The 23,204-nt window shown below is 69.7% G+C and carries 23 protein-coding genes; 11 read left to right on the plus strand and 12 right to left on the minus strand.

Annotation, left to right across the window (positions count from 1 at the left end; genetic code table 11):
- Nucleotides 1-8: 8 nt before the first annotated feature.
- Together E2169_RS07690 and E2169_RS07695 are read right to left on the minus strand one after the other, a co-directional pair.
- The gene (locus tag E2169_RS07690) at nt 9-1,478 is read right to left on the minus strand and encodes a dihydrolipoyllysine-residue acetyltransferase (protein WP_132986057.1); all 1,470 of its coding nucleotides are present in this window, start codon (nt 1,476-1,478) and stop codon (nt 9-11) included.
- 120 nt (nt 1,479-1,598) lie between these two features.
- On the minus strand, nt 1,599-2,444 hold the full coding sequence (locus E2169_RS07695) for a DUF2884 family protein (protein ID WP_229659215.1): 846 nt from the start codon (nt 2,442-2,444) through the stop codon (nt 1,599-1,601).
- 168 nt (nt 2,445-2,612) lie between these two features.
- Here E2169_RS07695 and E2169_RS07700 point away from each other — a divergent pair, with 168 nt between their 5' ends.
- Entirely contained in the window at nt 2,613-3,239 is a 627-nt protein-coding gene (locus E2169_RS07700; RefSeq protein ID WP_370465131.1) for an OmpW/AlkL family protein, read from the plus strand.
- A 385-nt stretch (nt 3,240-3,624) separates the two neighbouring features.
- Here E2169_RS07700 and E2169_RS07705 read toward each other — a convergent pair whose 3' ends face one another.
- Both E2169_RS07705 and E2169_RS07710 read right to left on the minus strand, forming a co-directional pair.
- The gene (locus E2169_RS07705) at nt 3,625-4,485 is read right to left on the minus strand and encodes a DMT family transporter (protein ID WP_132986379.1); all 861 of its coding nucleotides are present in this window, start codon (nt 4,483-4,485) and stop codon (nt 3,625-3,627) included.
- Between the two features lie 91 nt (nt 4,486-4,576).
- Nucleotides 4,577-5,626, minus strand: a complete 1,050-nt coding sequence (locus E2169_RS07710; protein ID WP_132986058.1) for an NAD(P)-dependent alcohol dehydrogenase — start codon at nt 5,624-5,626, stop codon at nt 4,577-4,579.
- 114 nt (nt 5,627-5,740) lie between these two features.
- Here E2169_RS07710 and E2169_RS07715 point away from each other — a divergent pair, with 114 nt between their 5' ends.
- Nucleotides 5,741-6,223, plus strand: coding sequence for a YajQ family cyclic di-GMP-binding protein (locus E2169_RS07715; protein ID WP_132986059.1), 483 nt, complete (start codon nt 5,741-5,743; stop codon nt 6,221-6,223).
- The gene (locus E2169_RS07720; RefSeq protein ID WP_132986060.1) at nt 6,223-6,759 is read left to right on the plus strand and encodes a DUF1415 domain-containing protein; all 537 of its coding nucleotides are present in this window, start codon (nt 6,223-6,225) and stop codon (nt 6,757-6,759) included. Before E2169_RS07715 ends, E2169_RS07720 begins: the two co-directional genes overlap by 1 nt.
- A 597-nt stretch (nt 6,760-7,356) precedes the next feature.
- On the opposite strand, the gene E2169_RS07725 is transcribed toward E2169_RS07720, so the two are convergent.
- The 3 genes from E2169_RS07725 to hemN form a co-directional block, all read right to left on the minus strand.
- Nucleotides 7,357-9,633, minus strand: coding sequence for a nitric-oxide reductase large subunit (locus tag E2169_RS07725; protein WP_132986061.1), 2,277 nt, complete (start codon nt 9,631-9,633; stop codon nt 7,357-7,359).
- A gap of 132 nt (nt 9,634-9,765) precedes the next feature.
- Nucleotides 9,766-10,521 carry a helix-turn-helix domain-containing protein gene (locus E2169_RS07730; protein WP_229659127.1) on the minus strand — a complete coding sequence of 252 codons (756 nt, stop codon included), beginning with the start codon at nt 10,519-10,521 and terminating at the stop codon, nt 9,766-9,768.
- A 19-nt stretch (nt 10,522-10,540) separates the two neighbouring features.
- Complete coding sequence (hemN, locus tag E2169_RS07735) at nt 10,541-11,938, minus strand: oxygen-independent coproporphyrinogen III oxidase (RefSeq protein ID WP_132986062.1); 1,398 nt, start codon at nt 11,936-11,938, stop codon at nt 10,541-10,543.
- A 267-nt stretch (nt 11,939-12,205) separates the two neighbouring features.
- On the opposite strand from hemN, the gene E2169_RS07740 reads away from it, so the two are divergent.
- Nucleotides 12,206-12,652, plus strand: coding sequence for a hypothetical protein (locus tag E2169_RS07740; RefSeq protein WP_132986063.1), 447 nt, complete (start codon nt 12,206-12,208; stop codon nt 12,650-12,652).
- A gap of 14 nt (nt 12,653-12,666) precedes the next feature.
- Here E2169_RS07740 and E2169_RS07745 read toward each other — a convergent pair whose 3' ends face one another.
- Both E2169_RS07745 and E2169_RS07750 read right to left on the minus strand, forming a co-directional pair.
- A complete protein-coding gene (locus E2169_RS07745) occupies nt 12,667-13,326 on the minus strand; it encodes an SDR family oxidoreductase (protein ID WP_132986064.1) in 660 nt (219 codons plus the stop codon).
- 26 nt (nt 13,327-13,352) lie between these two features.
- Entirely contained in the window at nt 13,353-14,258 is a 906-nt protein-coding gene (locus E2169_RS07750) for an MBL fold metallo-hydrolase (protein ID WP_132986065.1), read from the minus strand.
- Nucleotides 14,259-14,381: 123 nt separating this feature from the next.
- Here E2169_RS07750 and E2169_RS07755 point away from each other — a divergent pair, with 123 nt between their 5' ends.
- Entirely contained in the window at nt 14,382-15,377 is a 996-nt protein-coding gene (locus tag E2169_RS07755) for a GlxA family transcriptional regulator (RefSeq protein WP_132986066.1), read from the plus strand.
- A 15-nt stretch (nt 15,378-15,392) separates the two neighbouring features.
- Here the strand turns inward: E2169_RS07755 and E2169_RS07760 are convergent, their stop codons facing one another.
- Together E2169_RS07760 and E2169_RS07765 are read right to left on the minus strand one after the other, a co-directional pair.
- Nucleotides 15,393-16,745, minus strand: coding sequence for an ATP-binding protein (locus E2169_RS07760; protein WP_132986067.1), 1,353 nt, complete (start codon nt 16,743-16,745; stop codon nt 15,393-15,395).
- Entirely contained in the window at nt 16,742-17,407 is a 666-nt protein-coding gene (locus E2169_RS07765) for a response regulator (RefSeq protein ID WP_132986068.1), read from the minus strand. The genes E2169_RS07760 and E2169_RS07765 overlap by 4 nt, the downstream gene beginning before the upstream one ends.
- Before the next feature lie 146 nt (nt 17,408-17,553).
- Between E2169_RS07765 and dsbD the strand changes: the two genes are divergently transcribed.
- From dsbD to E2169_RS07795, 6 genes are read left to right on the plus strand one after another with little or no spacing between them, the layout of a single operon-like run.
- Nucleotides 17,554-19,359: a protein-disulfide reductase DsbD gene (gene dsbD, locus E2169_RS07770; RefSeq protein ID WP_132986069.1), complete on the plus strand. Its 1,806-nt coding sequence runs from the start codon at nt 17,554-17,556 to the stop codon at nt 19,357-19,359.
- Between the two features lie 2 nt (nt 19,360-19,361).
- Entirely contained in the window at nt 19,362-20,207 is an 846-nt protein-coding gene (locus E2169_RS07775; RefSeq protein ID WP_425480541.1) for a TlpA family protein disulfide reductase, read from the plus strand.
- Nucleotides 20,207-21,025: a thiol:disulfide interchange protein DsbG gene (dsbG, locus tag E2169_RS07780; RefSeq protein ID WP_132986071.1), complete on the plus strand. Its 819-nt coding sequence runs from the start codon at nt 20,207-20,209 to the stop codon at nt 21,023-21,025. The genes E2169_RS07775 and dsbG overlap by 1 nt, the downstream gene beginning before the upstream one ends.
- A gap of 23 nt (nt 21,026-21,048) precedes the next feature.
- Nucleotides 21,049-21,552: a protein tyrosine phosphatase family protein gene (locus E2169_RS07785; RefSeq protein ID WP_243707993.1), complete on the plus strand. Its 504-nt coding sequence runs from the start codon at nt 21,049-21,051 to the stop codon at nt 21,550-21,552.
- Entirely contained in the window at nt 21,549-21,731 is a 183-nt protein-coding gene (locus E2169_RS07790; RefSeq protein ID WP_207918374.1) for a hypothetical protein, read from the plus strand. Before E2169_RS07785 ends, E2169_RS07790 begins: the two co-directional genes overlap by 4 nt.
- A gap of 45 nt (nt 21,732-21,776) precedes the next feature.
- Nucleotides 21,777-22,274 (plus strand): cyclophilin-like fold protein, encoded by a 498-nt coding sequence (locus tag E2169_RS07795; protein ID WP_229659128.1) that lies wholly within the window; start codon nt 21,777-21,779, stop codon nt 22,272-22,274.
- 22 nt (nt 22,275-22,296) lie between these two features.
- On the opposite strand, the gene E2169_RS07800 is transcribed toward E2169_RS07795, so the two are convergent.
- Nucleotides 22,297-23,184 carry a LysR family transcriptional regulator gene (locus tag E2169_RS07800; protein WP_132986074.1) on the minus strand — a complete coding sequence of 296 codons (888 nt, stop codon included), beginning with the start codon at nt 23,182-23,184 and terminating at the stop codon, nt 22,297-22,299.
- Nucleotides 23,185-23,204: the final 20 nt, after the last annotated feature.

Consider the following 23,204-nt stretch of genomic DNA (forward strand, 5'->3'; position numbering starts at 1 on the left):
CAGCGCCCTCAGAGCATGGCCCGGCGCATGTCGCCGAGCAGCTGTGCAAGGTAGGCGGTGAAGCGCGCCGCCGCGGCACCGTCGATCACCCGGTGGTCGTAACTCAGCGACAGCGGCAGCATCAGCCGCGGCTTGAACTCCGCGCCGTTCCAGACCGGCTTCATCGCCGTCTTCGACACGCCCAGGATGGCGACCTCCGGCGCGTTGACGATCGGCGTGAAACTGGTGCCGCCGATGCCGCCCAGCGAACTGATCGAGAAGCAGCCGCCGGACATCTCCGCCGGCCCGAGCTTGCCGTCGCGGGCCTTCTTCGCCAGCGCCGAGGTTTCCTGCGCGATCGCGTTGATGCCCTTGCGGTCGCAGTCGCGCACCACCGGCACCACCAGTCCGTTCGGGGTGTCGGCCGCGAAGCCGATGTGGAAGTACTTCTTGAGCGTCAGCGTCTCGCCGGAGGCATCGAGCGACGCATTGAATTCGGGATACTTCTGCAGCGCGGAGACCGCGGCCTTCATGATGAAGGCGAGCATGGTGAGCTTGATGCCCGCTCCGCTCTTGTCGGCCGCGCCCTCCTTGTTCAGCGCGACGCGCAGCGCTTCGAGATCGGTGACGTCGGCATCGTCGTGCTGGGTGACGTGCGGGATCATCGCCCAGTTGCGGGACAGGTTCGCGCCGGCGATCTTCTTGATCCGCGACAGCGGCTGCTCCTCGACCTCGCCGAACTTCGAGAAGTCGACCTTCGGCCAGGGCAGCAGGCTGAGCCCGCCGCCTGCGGCGACCGCGCCACCACCTGCCGCGGTGCCGCCGGCCAGCGACGACTTCACGAACTGCTGCACGTCCTCGCGGGTGATGCGCCCGCCGCGCGCGCCGCCCTTGACCTTCGACAGGTCGACGCCAAGTTCGCGCGCGAACAGCCGCACCGCGGGGCTGGCATAGGGCACCTTGCCCGGCAGCAGCGCGTCGGCGTCGAAGCGGCGCGGCGGCGCGGCGGCGTCGGCCGGAGTCCCGACGGCCTGGCGGTCGATGGAGGCCTGGGCGATGTTGTCGGCGGCTTCGGGCACCGCCACGGGCTCGACCTGGGTGCCGGTCTCGGCGGCGGCTTCGGCGCTGGCCGGCGTCTCCGGCTGGGCGCGCTGCGCCTTCGCGCCCGGCGCCCTGTCCTCGGCGGGTGACTTGCCGGCCGGTGCCTTGTCCGCGGCAGTCGCGGCGCCATCGGCGTCACCGGCATCGGCATCCGTACCGGCCGGTTCGATCAGCGCCACCACCCCGCCCTCCGACAGCGTGTCGCCCACCTTGACCTTGACCTCGCGCACGGTGCCCGCGAACGGCGCCGGCACCTCCATCGTCGCCTTGTCGGATTCCAGCGTGACCAGGCTCTGGTCCTTCTCCACGACGTCGCCGGCCGCCACCAGGACCTCGATCACCGGAACGTCGTCGAAGCCACCGATGTCCGGTACGCGTGCTTCCTGGGGGCTGGCCATCGGGGTCTCCACGGGCGATCTGATCGGACCGCTATTGTGGCCCCGTCGGATGCACCCGCCAACCTCGATCGGAAAGAGGCTCCGCGACGCCACGACGTCGCCGCGGAGCCGTGGGGGAAACTAGCGCTTGCGACCGCCCTTCGCCGCGCTGACCTCGAGCAGGTCCAGCCTGCCGCCGTCCGGCAGGCGGTAGTCGAGCGCCTCGTCGATGGCGTCCAGCGCCTCCATGCGGCGGCACAGGGCCTGCGCATCGGCCTCGAGCGCGCGGGCGCGCGGCTCCACCAGGGCCTCGATCTGCGCGTCGAGGTTCTCCAGGCGCTGCAGCCGCGCGGCATCGCCGCTGAAGGCCGCCCGCAGCGCGCCGCCAACGATGTCGCCGACCAGGGACGGCACCACCTTGGCCACGGCCTCGCCGATGGCGTTGCCCAGGTTGCTGCGATCAAAGCGCGTGGGACCCACGGCCTTCGCCAGCTCGGCGTCGAGCACTTGGCGCGCATCCGCGAGCCGGCGCCGGCTGGCCTCCGGATCGCTGCCGAAGCCCGCGGCCACTTCCGCCAGGGCATCGAAGGCAATCGCCGTGGCCTCGCGCGCGATGTTCGCGGCCAGCGGCATCGCCGCGCGCGCCTGGCGTTCGTAGTCGGCCAGGCGCCGGGCATCGGCCGCCGACACCTCCACCCACCGGTCATCGACGAACAGCCGTCCCTGGCGCATCAGCACCGTGTGCGGGGAACCGCGCTTGTCGAGCAGCACCACGCTGCGCTCGGTGAGGTGGAAGTCGTAGTCGCTGTCGACGTTGCAGTCGTCGACATGCACCTGGGCCCCGGCCTCGCCGCCGGCGAACAGCAGCAGTGGAAGCAGCAGCGTGCACGTGGTCTTGCGCATGGCGGTCCCCTCGATGGTGGATGCGGCCACCAGTATGGGCGCCGCGTCCGTGCGGCCGGACGTGCCGTTGGGCGCAATGACCATGGTCACGAGCCGTTCACCGGCGTCGGCGGGGCGTGCAGCCGATGAACCGCGCGTGCAGAAGTTCCCGTTCACCCATGGGCGGCGACAAGCGCGATTCATGAGCAGGTCGATAGGGTGGCGACGCCCCACTCCCAGGGGCCTACAGGTTCTTAACGAGGAGACTCCCCCATGTCCCGCATTTCCCCCATCGCCAGCATCCTGGTTCCCGCGGCCCTGGCCATCGCCATCGCGCCGTCGGCATTCGCCCAGGACAGCGCCGCCGACAAGCGCGTGTCCGTGGTCGCCGGCTATTCGATGGTCGAGCCGACCCGCAATCCCGAGATCGCCGGCACGCGCACCGAATTCGACGGCGAAGGCACGCCGACCCTTGGCGTGACCTATCACATCACCGACAACTGGGGCGTCGAAGCCTGGGCCGCGGACAGCTACGGCCAGCGCGTCAACGCCGGCGGCGGCAAGGTCGGCAGCGTCGAGGCCCAGCCCTACTCGCTGAGCGGCCAGTACCGCTTCGGTACGCCGGACAGCACGCTGCGTCCGTTCGTGGGCCTCGGCTACCACGAGACCAACTACGACAACGAGAGCGCCACGCCGGCCGGCGACCGCGTTGGCATCGAGACCGCCAAGGGCGCGGTGGCCACGGTTGGCCTGGACGTCAACATCACCCCGACCTGGTTCGCCCGCGCCGACGCGCGCTACTTCCAGGCGGACTCCGACGTGAAGATCAACGGCGTGAAGGCCGGCGATGCCAAGCTCGACCCGGTCGTTCTGGGCGTCGGCGTTGGCGCCCGCTTCTGATCGCGACGCGACCCGGTCGCGACACCACGCAAGGAGACGGGCCCTTCGGGGCCCGTTTTTGATACAGCGCGGGCGCCGGGTACCAAGGCCCTTGAGTGCTCATGTCCCCCGGCGCTGGCCTGCGGCCATCGCCTCCTCCTTGACTTCGCTCTCAAGGGCCTTGGCACCCGGTGCGCAGCAGTACGCGGTGGCCCGGGAGCGAAAGCCGGGCATCGTGCGTACTCCAGCCGAAGCCGAGCCCCGTCGTGGCCGGGAGGCCTTCGCGGGGAAGTCAAGGAGGAGGCATCCGCCGCCAGGCGGATGCCGGGGGACATGAGCCGCGAAGGCCTCCCGGCCGCGGCGGAGCCCTCCAGGTCACCGTCATATTTCGATGCCGCGGACCGACTCAGGTGTCCTGCGCGGGAGCGGGCGCCGGCCGCGTCCGCACCACGCGTTCGCGGCGCATCAGATACAGGCCGCTGACCACGACGATCGCCGCGCCCAGCCAGGTCATGCCGTCGGGCAAGGCCTGCCAAAGCACCAGGTCGAGCAGCACCACCCAGACCAGCGCGGTGTATTCCAGCGGCGCGATCAGCGAGGCCTCGCCCAGGCGGAAGGCATGCGTGAGCGCGATCTGCCCCAGGGTCCCCGACACCGCGATCCCGCCCAGCAGCCAGGCATCCGCTGCGCGCAGCGGCACCCACCCCGGCCAGGCCAGCAGCCCCGCGCCGACGGCGACCATGCCCAGGAACCAGAACACCAGCGCCTGCGCGCTGTCGCGCTGCGCCAGCATGCGCACGGTGACCACCGAGCCCGCATAGCAGACGGTGGCGAACAGGACCAGCAGCCCGGCGCTGGTGAGCACGCCTTCGCCACCGGGCCGCAGCACCACCAGCACGCCGACGATGCCGACCGCGATCGCGGTCCAGCGCCGCGGGCCGACGTGTTCGCGCAGCAGCGGCACCGCCATCGCGGTCACCAGCAGCGGGCCGACGAAGGTGATGGCATAAGCCGTCGACATCGGCAGCTCGCGCAGGCCGGCGACGAAGCACGACAGGAACAGCACGCCGAGCACGCCGCGCAGCAGGTGCAGCGGCCAATGCACGCGGAACAGCGGCTTCAGGCCCGTGGTCGCCGCCGCCCAGGCCACCACCAGCGGCAGCCCGACCATGCCGCGCAGCGCGGCCACCTGCATCGGCGGGTAGTGGCCGGCGAGCTGCTTCATGCAGGCATCCATCACGCACAGCACGGCGACCGCGAACAGCATCGCAAGCACCGCACGGCTGTGGTCGCGGGCGGCCGCGGCGTCCGCCGTGCCGTCGCCGGCGACGCCCGGCGCGATCGGATCCATGCGGCCGTCAGGCGCCGAACGTGGCGGCGTCGATCACGAAGCGGTAGCGCACGTCGCCGCGCAGCATGCGTTCGTAGGCGTCGTTGATGCCGGCGGCATCGATCAGCTCGATGTCGCTGGCCACGCCGTTGGCGGCGCAGAAGTCCAGCATCTCCTGGGTCTCGCGGATGCCGCCGATCAGCGACCCGGCCAGGCGCCGGCGACCCATCACCAGCGACGACGCCGACACCGGCGTCGGCTCCGGAATGCCCAGCAGCACCATGGTGCCGTCGATCTTGAGCATGCCCAGGTAGAGGTTGTAGTCATGCGCGGCCGAGGCCGTGTCGAGGATCATGTCGAAGCGCTTCGCCAGGCGCCGCGCAGCCGTCTTGTCGCTGCCCGCAACCTCGAAGGCGTGCGCGCCCAGCTTCAGTGCGTCCTCGCGCTTGCGCTCCGAGGTGCTGAGCACGGTGACGCGCGCCCCCAGCGCGACGCCGAGCTTGACCGCCATGTGGCCCAGCCCGCCCAGCCCCACCACGCCGAGTTCATTCCCGGCCTTGAGCCCGAACTGGCGCAGCGGCGAGAAGGTGGTGATGCCGGCGCAGAGCAGCGGCGCCGCGCGGTCCAGCGGCATGCCGTCGGGGATGCGCAGCACGTAGTCCTGGTGGACAGTGACGCGCGTGGAGTAGCCGCCCTGGGTGGCTTCGCCGGTGGAGGGGTCGACGCTGGCATAGGTGCCAACCATGCCCTTCTCGCAGTACTGCTCCTCGCCGGCCGCGCACTGTGCGCAGCTGCGGCAGGAGTCGACGAAGCAGCCCACGCCCACGGCGTCGCCCACCTTGTAGCGATCCACGCCCTCGCCAACCGCGGCGACGTGGCCGACGATCTCGTGGCCCGGCACCAGCGGATACTCGACCGGACCCCACTCGCCGCGCACGGTGTGCAGGTCGGAATGGCAGATGCCGCAGTAGCGGATATCGATCAGCACTTCACCGGCGCGCGGGTCGCGGCGCTCCAGGCTCCAGGGGGCCAGCGGCGCGGTGGCTGACGTGGCGGCATAGGCGGCGGTCTTGTGCATCGAAGGGCTCCGGGGGCGGCCGTGGGGGCGGCGGGACGCCCATGATGCACGAGGCCCGTGGCGGACGGGTTGCGGTACCCTGAGGCCCCGTTTTTTCCATATGGTGACCGCGCCATGCCGTCCTTCGACATCGTCTCGGAAGTCGACACCCACGAGCTGACCAATGCCGTCGACCAGGCCAACCGCGAGCTGACCACGCGCTTCGATTTCAAGGGCGTCGACGCCGCCTTCGAGCACGAGGACGCCGTGATCACCCAGCGCGCGCCCAGCGACTTCCAGCTGCAGCAGATGACCGACATCCTGCGCGCCCGCCTGGCGGCGCGGAAGATCGACACCCGCTGCCTGGAGTTCGGCGACGTCGAGAGCAACGTCGCCGGCGCGCGGCAGAAGGTCACCGTCAAGCAGGGCATCGAGCGCGAGCTGGCGAAGAAGATCGGCACCGAGATCAAGGCCTCGAAGCTCAAGGTCGATTCGCAGATCAACGGCGACAAGCTGCGCGTCACCGCCAAGAAGCGCGACGACCTGCAGGCGGTGATGGCCCTGCTGCGGAGCAAGGAGTTCGAGCTGCCGCTGCAGTTCGACAATTTCCGCGACTGATGGACCCGCTTGCCGACACCCGCCGCTGGCTGGAACGCGCCGTCATCGGCCTGAACCTGTGCCCCTTCGCCAAGGCCGTGGTCGCCAAGGGCCAGGTGCGCATGGTGCTGAGCGAGGCCCGCGACGAGACGGCGCTGCTGGAACAGCTGGGCGAGGAGTTGCTGCGCCTGCGCGACACGCCCGCCGCCGACATCGACACCACGCTGATCGTGCATCCGCAGGTGCTGGGCGACTTCCTCGACTACAACGACTTCCTGGAATCCGCCGATGCCCTGGTCGGGGAGCTCGAGCTCGAGGGCGTGCTCCAGGTCGCAAGCTTCCATCCGCAGTACCAGTTCGCCGACAGCCACCCGGACGACATCGCCAACAGCACCAACCGCTCGCCGTGGCCGACCCTGCACCTGCTGCGCGAGGACAGCGTCAGCCGCGCGGTCGAGGCGTTCCCGGATCCCGACAGCATCGTCGAGCGCAATATCGCGACGCTGGAGAATCTGGGGCATGCGGGGTGGCGGGAGCTTTTGCGGGACGATTCTTAGGCGCCGACGCCAGCCACGGCCGTGGTTACGGGCTTCGGGAGGGAGCGTGCCCCTGCGCGGTGGGTATGGACCGGCGATTTCGGCTTCGGGTCGATCACATCGTCGCCAGTCCCTGACTGCAGCCGCGGCTCGGCTGACCGCGTGACCGGTACCAACCCCGGGGAAGCGGTTTCGACGAGGTGTCTGCTTCTTTCGTTACGCCTCGCTGTGACCTGGAGGGCCCCGCCGTGGCCGGGAGGCCTTCGCGGCTCATGTCCCCCGGCATCCGCCTGGCGGCGGATGCCTCCTCCTTTACTTCCCCGCGAAGGCCTCCCGGCCACGACGGGGCTCGGCTTCGGCTGGAGTGCGCACGATCCCCGGCTTTTTGCTCCCGGGCCACCGCGTACTGCTGCGCACCGGGTGCCAAGGCCCTTGAGAGCGAAGTCAAGGAGGAGGCGATGGCCGCAGGCCAGCGCCGGGGGACATGAGCACTCAAGGGCCTTGGCACCCGGCGCCCCACGTCATATCAACGCCGCACCTTCCATCCAATCCGAGAGAAGAACCAAAAAAAGGGGCGGACTCGCGTCCGCCCCCCCAGGTCCTGCGGATGAAATCCGCTCAGGCTTCGTTGCCCACCTCACCGCCTTCAAGCGCATCGGAGCGGCGCTGTGGCAGCCAGAGCGAGGCCACGAACGCCGCGATCAGCAGCCCGCCCGCCGCGAACACGACGTCGCCCGGGGTGCGCAGCCAGACCAGCACTTCGACGATCGGGCGGTCCATGAACTCCGCCGAGCGGGCGTACCAGTAGCCGTGCTCCATGTTGGCCTCGAGCTGCAGGACCCCCAGCGGAAGCAGGGTCAGCACCGCCATCAGGCCCAGGCCGATGTTGAAACACCAGAAGGAAGAGCGGATCAGTCCCTCGCGCCAGACCACGTGGGGCTTGAGCCCGCGCAGGCAGTACAGCATCAGGCCGATGCCGAGCATGCCGTACACGCCGAACAGCGCGGTGTGGCCGTGGGCAGCGGTCAGGTTGGTGCCCTGCATGAAGTACAGCGCGATCGGCGTGTTGATCAGGAAGCCGAGCAGGCCGGCGCCCACCAGGTTCCAGAAGCTGACCGCCAGGAAGAACATGATCGGCCACTTGTGGCGGGCCATCCACGGCGTGGCGCGGCCGTTCTTCCAGGTGTCGTAGGCTTCCAGGCCGATCAGCGCCAGTGGCACCACCTCAAGCGCCGAGATACTCGCCCCGACTGCGATCACCGCCGTGGTCGTGCCGGCGAAGTACAGGTGGTGGAACATGCCCAGCACGCCGCCTGCCATGAACACGATGGTTGCGAACAGCACCGCGATGGTGGCCGACCTGCCGCGCACCAGCCCCAGCTTGACGAAGATGAAGCTGATCACCGCGACCGCGAACACTTCGAAGAAGCCTTCCACCCACAGGTGCACGATCCAGAAGCGCCAGTAGGTGATGATCGAGATGTGCGAGTGCTCGCGCCACATCAGGCCGGCCGCGTACAGCAGGCCGATCGCGATCACCGACAGGAACAGCAGTCCGGCGATCGAGGACATCTCGTCCTTGCGCCTGAGCGCCGGCCACAGGGCGCGGCCCATCAGCACCAGCCACAGCATCAGGCCGATGAACAGATAGATCTGCCAGAAGCGGCCGATGTCGGTGTATTCCCAGCCCTGGTGGCCGAACCAGAAGTTGTGCGCCAGGCCGAGCTTGTTCATCACCGCCATCCACTGGCCGGCGAATGAACCGACGACGATGAGGATCAGGCTCACGAACAGGAAGTTCACCCCGAGACGCTGGAACTTCGGTTCATGCCCGGAAATCGCCGGCGCCAGGTACAGGCCGGTGGCCAGCCAGGCGGTCGCGATCCACAGGATCGCAAGCTGGGTGTGCCAGGTGCGGGTGAGCGTGTAGGGCAGGATATCGGCAAGCGGAAGACCGTAGGCGGCCTGGCCCTCGACCTGGTAGTGGGCGGTGGTCGCACCCAGCAGGATCTGCACCAGGAACAGGCCCATCACCAGCCAGAAGTACTTGCCCACCGCGCGCATCGACGGGGTGACCGCGATGGCCAGCGAAGGGTCGGTCTTCGGTGGTGTCAGCGGCTCTTCCTTGCCGTGCCAGACCGCGTAGTGCCAGACCAGCAGGGCGATGCCCGCGATCATCAGCAGGATCGAGAACATCGACCACATGAAGCTGGTGGTGGTGGGCGTATTGCCGACGATCGGGTCGTGCGGGAAGTTGTGGGTATAGGTGATGTCGCTGCCTGGGCGCTCGGTCACCGTGGCCCAGGACGCCCAGAAGAAGAAGCCCGACATCAAACGGCGATGCTCGGCGTCCGGGATCGGGTTCTCGCGCAGCGCATAGGTCTCGCGCAGGTCGGCCATGGCCGGGTTGTCGGAGAAGACGCCGTCGTAATGCGCGGCGACCACGTCGATGGCCCGGGCGCGTTCGTCGGAAATGACGAGCGTGTCGGTGTCCGGATCGTAGGTGTTGGTGCGCAGTTCCGGCCTGATCTGGGCCTGGAGCCTGGCCTGGTCATCGGCGCCGAGCTGGTCGTAGGCCATGCCAAGCTGATCCTGTGCCCGCATTTCCAGGATCGCCAACGCCTCCTTGTGCAGCCATTCGGCCGACCAGTCCGGCGCCAGCAGCGCGCCGTGCCCCCAGATCGAACCGATCTGCTGGCCGCCGAAGCTCTGCCAGACTTGGCGGCCGGTTTCCAGTTCGGTCCGGGTGTAGACGACTTCGCCGCTCGTGGTCACGATTTGCGACGGCAGCGGTGGTGCTTGCTGATGGATCTCGCGACCCATCCACAACATGATTGCGAAGGTGACTATCAGCAGGGCGGACAGCCCCCACCACAGCCGCTTGGTGGTATCCATGATCTCGATCTCTCCTCGGAGACAGGCGTTGGCGTCGCCATCGTGACGATCGGGACTGAAAACGAAACTGACTTGGGTCAAGCAGGAGCCAACTGGAGCTGTCGGCAGGCCTGCCGCTCTACGCCGTCAGGCTCAGCCGCGCAGCACTGGAGCCGCGAGCGCTTCCAGCCGGGTGCGGTCGAGCAGTTCCAGCTCGCGGCGGTCCACCGCCACCAGGCCGTCGTGCTGGAAGCGCTTGAGCACGCGGCTGACCGTCTCCGGCGCCAGACGCAGGTAGTTGGCGATGTCGGTCCGCGCCATGGTCAGCTGGAAGCGGTCGGGCGAGAAGCCGCGCGCGGCCAGTCGCCGCGACAGCCCGATCAGGAACGCGGCCATGCGTTCGTCCGCGGTCCAGTCGCCCGACAGCAGGGCGGCGCGGCCGATGCTGCGGCTGAGCAGGCGGAACAGGTGCTGTTGCAGGCCGGGCAGGCGCGTGGCCAGCACCGAGATCTTCGGGAACGAGAACCGGCACAGCATCACCGTGTCCAGCGCGACCGCGTTGCAGGGATAGGTGTCGCCGTCGATGCCGTCCAGGCCGATCACCTCGCCCGGGAAGTGGAAGCCGAGCACGTGCTCGCGGCCATTGGCATCGATGACGTAGGTCTTGACCGTGCCCGCGCGCACCGCGGCGATCGCCTCGAAGGGATCGCCGACGCGGAACACGTGGTCGCCGGCGTGCAGCGGCCCGACGTGTTCGACCAGCATGTGCAGCTCGCCCAGCGACGCCTTGTCCATGCCCTGGGCCATGCAGGCCTGGGAAAAGGCACAGGTGGAGCAGAACGTGAACTCGTCGCCGTCGTCGGCAAGAATGCCTGGATCGAAGCGCGGGAACGCGACCTTGTCTACCACGGCGCGGCCTCCCCGGGCCTCAGATGGCGCGGGAGAAGCGGGGCCGGGTGTCGGGGTCGGCGGGGGTGAGATAGCGGTCGAAGCACATGGCAATGTTACGCAAGAGCAGCCGTCCGCGCGCGGTCACCTGGATCCGGTCGGGCCCGGTCCGGACCAGGCCGTCGTCTTCGAGCGGCTTCAGCTTCTCCATGGCATCGGCGAAGTACTCGCTGAAAACAATGGCATGCCGGCGCTCCAGGGCGCCGATCGGCACCGCCGCCTGGCACATCAGCTGCTGGATCAGGTCGGCGCGGATCACGTCGTCTTCCTCCAGGCGCATGCCGCGGAACACCGGGAGGCGGCCCTCGTCGATCGCGAACTGCCACGAGGGCAGGTCGCGCGGGTTCTGGCTGAAGGTGTCGCCGATGTGGCTGATCGCGCTCACGCCCAGCCCGACCAGGTCGCTGTCGGCGTGGGTGGTGTAGCCCATGAAATTGCGGTGCAGGCTGCCGCGGGCCTGGGCCATGGCCAGCTCGTCGTCGGGCAGGGCGAAATGGTCCATGCCGATGTATTGGTAGCCGGCGGCGGAGAGCCTGGTGATCGCCAGTTCCAGCAGCGCGAGTTTTTCCTCCGGGCTGGGCAGGTCTTCGGACTTGATCTGGTTCTGCGCGCGGAAGACCCCGGGCAGGTGCGCATAGCCGTAGACCGCCAGGCGGTCGGGGCGCATCTCCACCACGGTGTCGAGCGTACGCGCGAAGCCGACGGGATTCTGCTTCGGCAGGCCGTAGATCAGGTCGACGTTGACCGAGCGGAAGCCGTTCGCGCGGCAGGCATCGACCACCGCGCGGGTGTCCTCGACCGACTGGATGCGGTTGACCGCTTCCTGCACCACGGGATCGAAGTCCTGGACGCCGAAGCTGGCGCGGGTGAACCCGATCCGGCCCAGCTCGGCGATGTCGGCGGGCGACACGAAGCGCGGATCGAGTTCGATCGAGATGTCGCTTTCCTCGGGACGCCCGAAGTGGAACTGGCGGCGCAGGGTGTCGACCAGTTCGCCGATCTGGTCGGGCCCCATGAAGTTCGGGGTGCCGCCGCCCAGGTGCAGCTGCACCACCTCGCGGTCGCGGTCGAACAGCGCCGCAGCCATGTCGATCTCGCGGTACAGGCGCGCCAGGTAGGTCTCGGCGCGCGACGTGTCGCGGGTGATGATGCGGTTGCAGCCGCAGTAGAAGCAGGGGCTGACGCAGAACGGAACGTGGACGTACAGCGACAGCCGGCGCGGGATCGGATCGCCGTTGCTGGCGGCCGCGGCGTCGCGCAGCTGCTCCTCGCCGAACGCGTTGCTGAACTGCGGCGCGGTGGGATAGGAGGTGTAGCGCGGGCCGGGGCGGTCGTAGCGGCGAAGGAGCTCGGCGCTGAAGGGGAGGGAAGCGTCCATGGGAAGCGATCCTGCCGCAGCCACCGCCGGCACGCCTTGATTCCGGTCAAGCCATGGGGCAGGGCGGTCGCGGACTAATCCGACACGATCGGCTTGAGCTGCCTCAGGCACCGCGCGCAGCGCGTCGGCTAGTATCCGTGCACACCCCGCCTCCGGGCATGCACGGCGCGTGCGCTTCCGCGACGGCCTCGCGGTGCACCAGCGGATACGTTCCCGCGCCCTTGTTGGCGCGGGGAGCCGGCATTCACCCGTTTGGCAGGAGGCCGTATGCGGGAAGCATCCAGGGATGGTGCGTGGCTGGCGCTGTTGCTGGCCGTGGGCGTCGCGATGCCGGGATCGATCGCTCCGGCCGATGCGCAGACCGTGCAGAAGTGCATCGGCGCGGATGGCCACGTCACGTTCACCAGCGCAGAGTGTGCGGACGGTCACCTGCTCGCGAACACGTATGACGCCGTGCCGGAGGCGGCCACGAACGCCGCGGCTGAGAGACCCGTACCACGGCAGCGACAGACCGGCGCTTCGTCGCGATCGGGTACGACTGCCCGAACCGGCTCGCTGGGCACGCGTCCGGCCCGGACGACGGCGCGCGGCAAATCGGACCGTTGCCAGGCTGCCCGCGACCGGCGCGAGCAGACACTCCGGCGCGTGGGCCTGAAGCGGACATTCGATCTGTTGCGGAAGCTCGATGACGAGGTCTGGGCGGCCTGTCGATAGAGCGGGCGGGCGGCTCAGGCGCGTACCAGGCGCGCCACGGACTCTGCAACCGGCGCCTGGCCTTCGGTCAGCTCGATGATGATCCGGCTCACCGCCGGGTGTTCGATGATCTCCAGCAGCGTCCCGGCCACGTCGTCGCGCGGCACGTCGCCATAGGGAATGGCCAGCCCGGCGCGCACCTTGCCGGTGCCGGGCGCGTCCAGCAGCGTGCCTGGGCGCAGGATCACCCAGTCCAGGTCGGACGCGGCCAGATGCACGTCGGCGAGTTTCTTCACCGCCATGTAGTGCTCGAACGTCTCCGACACCGCCTTGCCGCGGGCGGCCTCGGGGAAGGCCGAGACCAGCAGGAAGCGCTGGATGCCCGCCTGCCGTGCCGCCGCGACCGCCAGCTCCAGCCCGCGGCCGTCGATGGCGTCGATCATCTCCACGCCACCCTTGCCGCCAGCGCCGGCCGAGAACACGACCACGTCGCTGCCGGCCATGCGCTGCGCCAGCCCGTCGGCGTCGAGTTCCAGCAGGTTGCCCTCGACCGGGACGGCGCCCAGGGCCTCGAGTTCGTCGGCCTGCTCCGGCTTGCGGTACAGCGAGCGCGGCTCATGGCCGCGCGCCGCGAGCTGCTGGGCGAGGCGGCGGGCGACCTTGCCCGAGCCGCCGATGATGAAGACCTTGCGCATGATGGATCCTCTTCGGTGTTGCTTCTTCAGAAGGTATAGGACTCGCCGTCCGCCGGAACCAGCACGCGCTCGGGATCCATGCCCGTTGCCTTGATGTGGTCGTGCAGGTCCTGGCGCGTCTGCATGGCGTGATTGACGGCTTCCATGTGGCTGCCGATCACCTTGGCCTGGGGCGCTGCCTGGTAGGCCCGGTAGAGATCGTCCTTGCCCATGATGATGGAGCCGTCCAGGCCCTGGATGCGCGCATAGCCGGTGTTGAGGACGATCACGTCCGGCTGGTACTGCTGGATTGAATCTTCGACCTGCGCATTCCAGATCGTGTCTCCGGCCAAGTAGACCGTCTCGTGGCCCGGGCGCTGGAACACGACGCCCATCACTTGCCCGAGAGCTTCTCCGGCAACGGCCATGGCCTGGTCATCGCCATGCTGTCCACCGGTGATGCTCAGCTGCGTCCCGTTGAAGACGGTGTCGCGGGTCAACACGCGCACGTCGGTGAAGCCATCCTGGCGGATGCTTTCGGCATCGGCTTCGTTCTGGACAAACAGTGGAAGGTTCCTGGGCAGGCTGCGCCTGGCCTCGTCATCCCAGTGATCGGCGTGGGTATGGGTGACGATGATGGCATCGGCGTCCATCACCTCGGACATCGGCATCGGCAGCTCGACCAGCGGGTAGCGCACCTCGCTGTTGTAGGTGCCCTCGAAGCCGGGGTAGGCGTCCTTCGCCGCGAGCATCGGGTCGATCAGGAACGTGGTGCCGGCGTAGTCCAGCTTGATCGTCGCGTTGCGGATCTGCTGGAAGCCGACCGTGCCGGCGTCTTCGGTGCTGGCGTCCGGGGTGGCTGCGGGGCTGGTGGGGCTGGTGGCGCCGCAGGCGGCGAGCGCGAGGGCCAGAGTCGCGACGGCAGCGCCGCGCAGCAGGGTTCGATGGGTCATGGGAGTCTCCTGGTCGTGTGGAATGACGGCCATTGTCTGGAGACTGCGCGCCCGGCACCATTGGCCCAAATGACATTAATAGATATAATCGGGCCATTCTTTCTCCGCCTTCCGGAGGCGTCCATGAAGCCGATTCGCGTCGCCGTGCTGGCGTTCGATGGCATCAACCTGTTCCACCTGTCCGTTCCCGGCCAGGTGTTTGGCGTCCAGCCCGCGCCACCGGGCCTGTCGCCCTATGAGGTGCGCTATTGCGCGCCCACACCCGGCCCCGTGCGCACGATGCAGGGGCTGCAGATCGACGTGCCGGACGGGCTGGACGCGATGCGGCGGGCCGACATCGTCATCGTGCCGGCGTGGGATCACCCGGAGACGCCCGCGCCCGCCGAGCTCACGCAGGCCTTGCGGGCGGCGCATGCGCGCGGCGCGCAGGTGGTCGGGTTGTGCCTGGGCGCGTTCGTGCTGGGCGACGCGGGCCTGCTCGACGGCCGCCGCGCCACCACGCACTGGGCCGTCCGCGACGTGTTCGCCCGCCGCTTTCCCACCGCCGATTTCCGCCCGGATGTGCTGTACATCGACGACGGCGACATCGTGACCTCCGCCGGAACCGTCGCCGCGATCGACTGCTGCCTCAACCTCGTACGCGTGCGTCACGGCGCCGACGTGGCCAACCGCATCGCGCGGCTGCTGGTGACGCCGCCGCACCGCCAGGGCGGGCAGGCGCAGTACATCGAGCAGCCGGTGCCCGAGCTGCCCAGCGAGAACCGCCTGCCGGGCGTGCTGGACTGGGCGCGCGAGCGCCTGGCCGAACCGCTGTCGGTGGACGCACTGGCCGACGCCGCGCACATGAGCCGCCGCACCTTCACCCGCCGCTTCCGCGAGGCGACCGGCACCACGGTCGTGAAGTGGCTGGCGTCGGAGCGGCTGGCGCGCGCGCAGCAGCTGCTTGAAACCACCGACCTGCCGATCGAGCAGATCGCCACCGAAGCCGGCTTCGGCACGGCGCTGTCGCTGCGCCAGCACTTCGCTGCGCAGCTGGGGACACCGCCTTCCGCCTATCGACGGAGCTTCTGCGGTGACAGCAGCGGGCGGCTGGAGTCCCGGGTTGCCGGACGCACGTAGTTCACGTCGACTCGATTACCGCCATCGGAAGTCCATGGACGGCTCCTGTTGCCTGGGAAAAACCAGCTCGGCAACGGTTCCTCCACCGTCGCCCGGTCCCAGCGCAATGTTTCCGCCGTACCGGGTCGCAATGGCATCCACGATGGCCAGGCCCAGTCCGCTGCCACTGCTGTCGCGCCCGCGACCGCGCCAGAATCGCTGCATGGCCTGTCCCCGGTCGTCGAGGCTGAACCCGGAGCCCTGGTCGATCACCCGGAACCGGACGTTGGCGCCATCGGACTCGGTAACCACCTCCACCTGGCTTCCAGGAGGCGAGTAGCGCAGGGCGTTGTCGGTCAGGTTGCGCAGCGCCACGACGGCCAGCGCGGGCGGAACGGCCACCATCGCCGCGCCGCCGTCACCGCGACAGGCGACGCGCGCGGCGGCTTCGGGTGCGCTCGCCGCGATGACCCGACGGACCACCTCATCCGCGCTGATCAGTTCGCCTTCGTCGAACGGCAGGCGGCCCTCGACGCGAGCGAGCATCAGCAACTGGTCCAGTGTCGCGCGCATTCGGCGCACGCCCTCGTCCGCATCGGCAAGGGCCTGTCGTGCCTCGGACCCCGTGGTCAGTCTCGCCACCTGGAGGTGGGTGTCGATCGCGGTCAATGGCGTGCGCAGTTCGTGCGCCGCGTCGTTGGTGAAGCTGCGCTCCCGGTGCACCGCCTGGGCGATGCGCTGCAGCAGCCGGTTCAACGAATCGATCAGCGGCCTGAGCTCGGTGGGCAGGGAACGCGCCTCCAGGGGCTCGATGGTGTCTGGTTGGCGGTGTGCCAGAGTCCGACGCAGCTGATCCAAGGGTGCCAGGCCGCGGCTGGCACCGACCCAGAGGGCAAGCAGGCCCCCCGCGGCGGCGATCAGGAACGGCAGCCCAGCGGCGAACGCGATGCCGCGGCGCAGGGACGCGCGCTCATCCAGGCTGTCGGCGGTGGTGATGCTGTAGCCGTCGCTCTGCAGCGTGTACGTCCGCCAGCGCACGCCGTCCACCGTCTGCGTGCGATAGCCGCGCGCGGCAGCGGCCATCACCATGTCGGGGGCTCCGCGGGTCATGGCGACCACCTCGCCGCGCAGCGAACGGATCTGGCAGGCCATGCCGCGGCTGCCGGGCACGGTGATGGCATCGCGCATGCTCATCGCCGGCGCGCCGCCTTCTCCGATCCGCGACTGCGCCAGCAGGCCAGAGACCATCCGCGCCGACATCGACAGGCGCTCATCCAGCGTCTGCTGCAGGTGCCGGTCCAGGTCGCGCAGCATCCACAGCGCCGCGCCGCTCCACAGCACCGCCAGTGCGATGCCGATGGTAAGCACCAAGCGCAGTCGCAGACTCATTGGCCCGCCTTGCCGAAGCGGTAGCCGAGGCCGCGCACGGTCTCCACCACGCCCGGGCCGAGCTTGCGGCGCAGGTTGTGGATGTGCACGTTGACCGCGTTGCTGCCGACGTCCTGCCCGAGGCCGTACAACCGGTCCTTGAGCTGCTCGCCGGACAGGCAGCGTCCGCCGGCCTGCATCAGGCTTGCCAGCAACTCCGTCTCGCGGCGGGACAGTTCCACCGGTGCGCCGTCGAGCCAGGCCTGGCCGCTGGCGGGGTCCAGGCGCAGTGCGTCGGCCTCGATCAGGTTCACGCTGCGGCCGGCGGCGCGGCGGACCAGGGCGTGCAGCCGGGCGACCAGCTCGCCCAGGTCGAAGGGCTTCACCAGGTAGTCGTCTGCGCCGCCGTGCAGGCCGGCGATGCGGTCCTCGACGGCATCGCGCGCGGTCAGCAGCAGCACCGGCAGGGTGTCGCCCTGGCGGCGCATGCGTGCCAGCACCTGCATGCCGTCCTCGTCGGGCAGACCCAGGTCCAGCACCATCGCGTCGAACTCGCCGTCGCGGCGCGCGAACTCCGCCTGCGCCGCGTTCGGCACGCTGTCGGCGGTCATGCCGTAGGCGCGCAGGCCGGACACGATGCCGCGCGCGATGAGTCCGTCGTCCTCGACGACCAGCACCCGCATCGATGGCGCTCCAGGCGAAAGGGGAGGGCGCCACCGTAGCGCAGACATCCCTGGCGGACCACAGGCCCTGAACCGCGCCAGCGCACTTAATCCCCACTTAATTCCGGGCGCCCATGATGCCCCGCATGCAGATGCCGGGAAGTCGAATGTCGTTGTTGTTGCGCATGCTGTGGGCGTTCGCGCTGCTCATGCCCGCGGGCGTCCAGGCGCAGGACTGGCTGTCCTCGCTGGCGGGGGGCGAAGAGCCGGAGTTTCTCGACCCCGCCGATGTCTTCACCGTGCAGGTCTCGGCTGGCGAGGAAGGCGGCACGCGCCTGCAGGGCGAGATCGCACCGGGCTACTACCTCTATCGCCATCGCCTGTCCGTCAATGCAAGCGCCGGGCCGCTGCCGCTCACCTTGCCCAAGGGCCTCGAAAAGACCGATGAGTTCTTCGGGCTCACCGAGGTCTATTACGACGCCGTGGACATGCGCGTTGATGGCGGCGGCGCCACGACGGCCACGCTGCACTGGCAGGGCTGCGCCGACGCCGGCATCTGCTACCCGCCGCAGACCATGGACATCAACCTGCCGCATGTGGCGGGCGCGAATGTCGCCACCGCCGCAGTAGCCGGGGCCACGGCCGCTGCGCCCGCCGCCGCGGGCGAAGACCAGCAGCTCGCCAGCCGCCTGGCCAACGGCAACCTGGCGACCTCGATCGCGGTGTTCTTCGGCCTCGGGCTGCTGCTGGCGTTCACGCCCTGCACCCTGCCGATGATCCCGATCATCTCCAGCATGATCGTCGGCGGCCAGCCGCCGCCACGGCGTGCGCTGGCGCTGTCCGCCGCCTACGTGCTGCCGATGGCGCTCACCTACGCCGCGCTCGGCGTCGCCGCGGGCCTGGCCGGCGCCAACCTGAACTCCACGCTGCAGAACCCCTGGTTGCTGGGCGGGTTCGCCGCCGTGTTCGTGGTGCTCGCGCTGTCGATGTTCGGTGCCTTCGAGCTGCAGCTGCCCGGCTGGCTCCGCAACCGGCTCGAGCGCGCCGGCCGCGAACGCCAGGGCGGTACGCTTGCAGGCGCCGCGGCGCTCGGCTTGCTGTCCGCGCTGCTGGTGGGGCCGTGCATGACCGCGCCCCTGGCCGGTGCGCTGCTGTACATCGGGCAATCGGGCAGCGCCGTGACCGGCGGCTTGGCGCTGTTCGCGCTGGGTCTGGGCATGGGCGTCCCGCTGCTGCTGATCGCGGTGTTCGGCGCGCGCATCCTGCCGCGGCCGGGCGCGTGGATGGACCGGGTCAAGGCGGTGTTCGGCTATGCCCTGCTGGCGCTTGCGATCTCGATGCTGGCGCGGGTGCTGGCGCCGGCAACGGAGATGGCGCTGTGGGGCGCCTGGCTGCTCGCGGTCGCGGTCGGCCTGGTGGCCATGGTGGCACCCACCGACAGCAGTCCGGTTCGCCGGTGGCTGCCACGCTATCTCGCCGCCGTGTCCTCGGTGTGGGCGCTGGCGCTGATGCTGGGCGGTGCGTCCGGCGCCAGCGATCCCTGGCGGCCACTGGCCGGCTTCGGCGCCGCCGGCGTGGCGCCAGCGGCCGCAGCGCCGGGAGTGGATTACGTACAGGCCAAGACCGTCGATGACGTCGCGCGCCGCATCGCCGAGGCCGGCGCGCGCGGCCAGTGGACCCTGGTCGATTTCTATGCCGACTGGTGCGTGTCCTGCCACGTGATCGAGCGCGAGGTGTTCGGTGATCCCCGCGTGGCCGACGTGCTGGCGGGCATGCAGGTGCTGCGTCCCGACGTGACCGCCAACGATGCCGAGGACCAGGCCCTGCAGCGCGCCTGGCAGGTCGCGGGGCCGCCGACCCTGCTGCTGATCGGGCCGGACGGCGAAGAGCGACGCGCCGAGCGCACGATCGGCGAAGTCGGTGCGGACGCGTTCCTGCTGCGTCTGCAGCGGGTCATGGGCGGGGCAGGCTGATGGTGAGCATCGGACCCTTCCCGATCCAGCTGGCAGTGCTGCTGCTGGCGCTGGCCATCGCCGTGGCTGTCGGCTGGAAAACCGGCCGCGCGCCGGACCCGCCAGTGAAGGTCACGCCAGTCCTCATCGACATGCTCTTCGTCGGCCTGGTCGCGGCGCGGATCGGCTTCGTGCTGCAGTGGCTGCCGGAGTACCTGGCCGATCCCTGGTCGATCATCCGCCTGGGTGACGGCGGCTTCTCGCTGTGGGCGGGCACCTTCGCCGGCCTGGCGTTCGGCGCCTGGCAGGCACGCAGGGCAAAGCCGCTGCGGCGCCCGCTGGCGATGGCCGCGGGCGCCGGGCTCGGCTCCTGGGCGCTGCTTGCCGGCGCGCTGGTGCTGATGCAGGCCTCGGCCCTGAAGCTGCCCACGACCGACCTGGCCATGCTCGACCGCGACACACCCGTCAGCCTGGCGGCGATGTCCGGCCAGCCGATGGTGGTCAACCTGTGGGCCACCTGGTGTCCGCCCTGCCGGCGCGAAATGCCCGTGCTCGCCGCCGCGCAGGAACGGCGCCCCGACGTGACCTTCGCCTTCGTCAACCAGGGCGAATCCGAAGGCGACATCCGCGCCTACCTGGACGGCGACAGCCTGCGGCTGCGCAATGTGCTGCTCGACCCGTTCTCCGCCACTTCGCAGGAGGCCGGCGCGCGCGGCCTGCCGGCGACCCTGTTCTTCGACGCCGACGGCCGCCTGGTCGACACCCACATGGGCGAACTGTCGGAAGCCACCTTGACCCACGCGCTGCAGCGGTTCGGCCCCGCGCCAACCCCGCAGCCCGTTCCCGATCCTTCCAAGGAGACCGATTGATGTTGCGTGCCCACCCCACATTGCTCGCCCTGTTGTCCGCACTGCTGCTGGGCGTGTCCGGCTGCAGCAAGGCTGAAGACTCCACGGACGCCAGCGCCGCCACCGGCAGCGCCGCCGCGGCCGCGGACCGGCCGGCCGTCATCCAGGCCGTCGAAGCGCAGGGGCTGGAAGTGCTCGGCGAGTTCGAGGCGCCCTCCGGCCTGCGTGGCTTCGCCGGCGTGGCCGGCCAGCAGCCGGTGGCCGTGTACCTCACTCCGGACGGCCGCCATGCGCTTGTCGGCGTGATGCTCGATGCCAAGGGCGAGGATGTCGGCGCGGCGGCGCTGCAGCGCCTGGTCAGCGGGCCGATGTCCAAGCGCACCTGGGCGCAGCTCGAATCCGCCGACTGGATCGTCGACGGCCGCCCCGACGCGCCACGCGTGGTCTACACCTTCAGCGATCCGAACTGCCCGTTCTGCAACCGCTTCTGGGAAGCCGCGCGCCCCTGGGTCGATGCCGGCAAGGTCCAGATTCGCCACCTCATGGTCGGTGTGATCAAGGCCGACAGCGCCAACAAGGTGGCCGCGATCTACGGCGCGGCGTCGTCGGAAGAGGCGCTGCAGCGCAACGAGCGCAACTTTGCGCAGGGCGGCATCGAGCCGCTCGCCACGGTGCCGGCCGCCGTGGCGCGCCGGCTGGAGACCAACCAGCGACTGATGCTGCAGCTCGGCTTCCAGGGCACGCCGGGTATCCTGTTCCGCGATGCCGACGGTGCAGTGCAGCGCCGTTCGGGAATGCCCCCCGCCTCGGATCTGACCACGGTGCTTGGCCCGCGATGAGACATCGGCTCGTTGTTCTTTCCGTGCTGCTTGCCGCCGTCGCCGCATGCGCGTCGCCGCCGGAGTCGAGCAATGTGCAGGTGATCGAAGGAGCGAAGACGCCGGCACCGGGCGTCGTGGTGACCGGCAGGCTCGACGTCGACGACGTCGCAGGTCTGCGGGACTCGGGCATCCGGCACGTGATCGACCTGACGCTCGACGGGGAAACGCCCGGCTTCGACGAAGCCGCAGCCGTGCGGGCGCAGGGCATGGGCTACTCGAACCTGCCGGTGCGCGGCGCCGGGGACCTCACGCTGGACAAGGTGCAGGCGTTCGACAGCCTGCTGCGGCAATCGCCGCGCCCCGTGCTGGTCCACTGCGCCAGCGGGAACCGGGTCGGCGCGATGGCGGCGCTGCGCGCGGCCTGGCTGGAAGACAGGCCGCTGGAGGACGCGATCGCCATCGGCCGCGCCTGGGGGCTGACGGGCCTTGAGGATGCGGTTCGCATGCGCATCGAGACCGGCCCGCCCGGGAACGCTGGCCCGTGACACGCAATGCCCCCGACCTGCCGATCGAGCAGACCGCCACCGAGGCCGGCTTCGGCACGGCGCTGTCGCTGCGCCAGCACTTCGCTGCGCAATTGGGGACACCGCCTTCCGCCTATCGACGGAACTTCTGCGGCGACGGCAGCCAGCGCCTGGAGTCCCGGGCTGCCGGGCGCACGTAAGTTCTGCCGCGTGTCCACCCCACGAGGAATGGACGAGGAATGGACATGGACAAGCGCCGCGTTGCCCGCGGGCTGTGGGGCGGATTGAGCCTTCTGTTCGGCCTGCTCGCCGTCGGTGGGTGCGAGGCGGCCCAGCCTTCGCCCCAGGGCTTGCCTGTCGCTGTCGCCGCGGCGGCAGCCGTCACACCGGAGGAATCAAGCATGTGGATGACCGTCGGCGAGCGTCGCTTCGCCATCACCCTGGCCGACAACGAGGCAAGCCGCGCGTTCGCCGCAATGTTGCCGTTGGCGCTGGACATGATCGATCTCCATGGCAACGAGAAATACGCCGACCTGCCAGAGACGCTGCCGACGCAGGCAAGCCGGCCGGGAACGATCCGGAGCGGCGACCTCATGCTGTTCGGATCGAGGACCCTGGTCGTCTTCTACCGGACCTTCGATACCTCCTATTCGTACACGCGTCTCGGCCGCGTGGACGATCCCGAAGGTCTGGCCCAGGCGCTGGGTCGACGCGGGACGCGGATCGAATTTTCGAACAACTGAGGATCTTCGACTTGTCTCCGGCTCAACCCAGGCGCAGCGCCTCCAGCACCAGCGAGAACGCCGGCGACGGATGCCTGCGGCTCGGGTAGTAAAGGTGGAAGCCGGGGAAGGGCGGGCACCAGTCTTCCAGCACCCGCACCAGGCGGCCTTGCTCCAGGTGCGGGGAAAAGTCCCCCTCGAGGAGATAGGCGATGCCCATGCCGTCGAGGGCTGCCCGGGTGATTTCCGGCGGCGTATTGAAGGTGACCTGACCTTCCACTCGCACCTCCAGTTCGCGCCCGCGGCGTTCGAACTCCCAGGCGTACAGGCCGCCGGCCACCTGCCGCTGGTTGATGCAGCGGTGCTGCATCAGATCGGCAGGCGTCCTGGGCGGCGGGTGCTCGGCAAAGTAGGCGGGCGAGGCCACCGCGGCCATGCGCAGCTTCGGCCCGATCGGCACCGCGATCATGCCCCTGTGGACGGCCTCGCCCAGGCGCACGCCGGCATCGAAGCGTTCGGCGACGATGTCCTTCAGGCCGTAGCTCACGTCGAGCTCGACCTTGACGTCCGGGTATTCCCGCAGCAACGGCACCAGCTTGGGCCAGATCGTGGTGCGCAGGACGTGGTCGGCGCAGGTGATGCGCACGGTGCCGGCCGGCTTGTCGCGCAGCGCGGTCAGCGCGTCCAGTTCCGCTTCGATCTCCTCGAAGCGGTGGCCGATCCCGTCAAGGAGGCGCTGGCCCGCGGCCGTGGGCGAGACGCTGCGCGTGGTCCGGGTGAGTAGCCGGATGTCCATGCGTGCCTCGAGCGCGCGGATTGCGTGACTGACCGCCGACTGGGTGACGCCCAGGACCGCGGCGGCGCGCGTGAAGCTGCCTTCCCGGGCCACGGTGACGAAGGCCTGCAGATCGTTGAGGTTGGATCGGGCCATGGCCGCGGCTCGCTCTCGAT

Origin of the sequence: Luteimonas terricola, from assembly GCF_004352845.1 — a bacterium.
GTDB lineage: Bacteria > Pseudomonadota > Gammaproteobacteria > Xanthomonadales > Xanthomonadaceae > Luteimonas > Luteimonas terricola.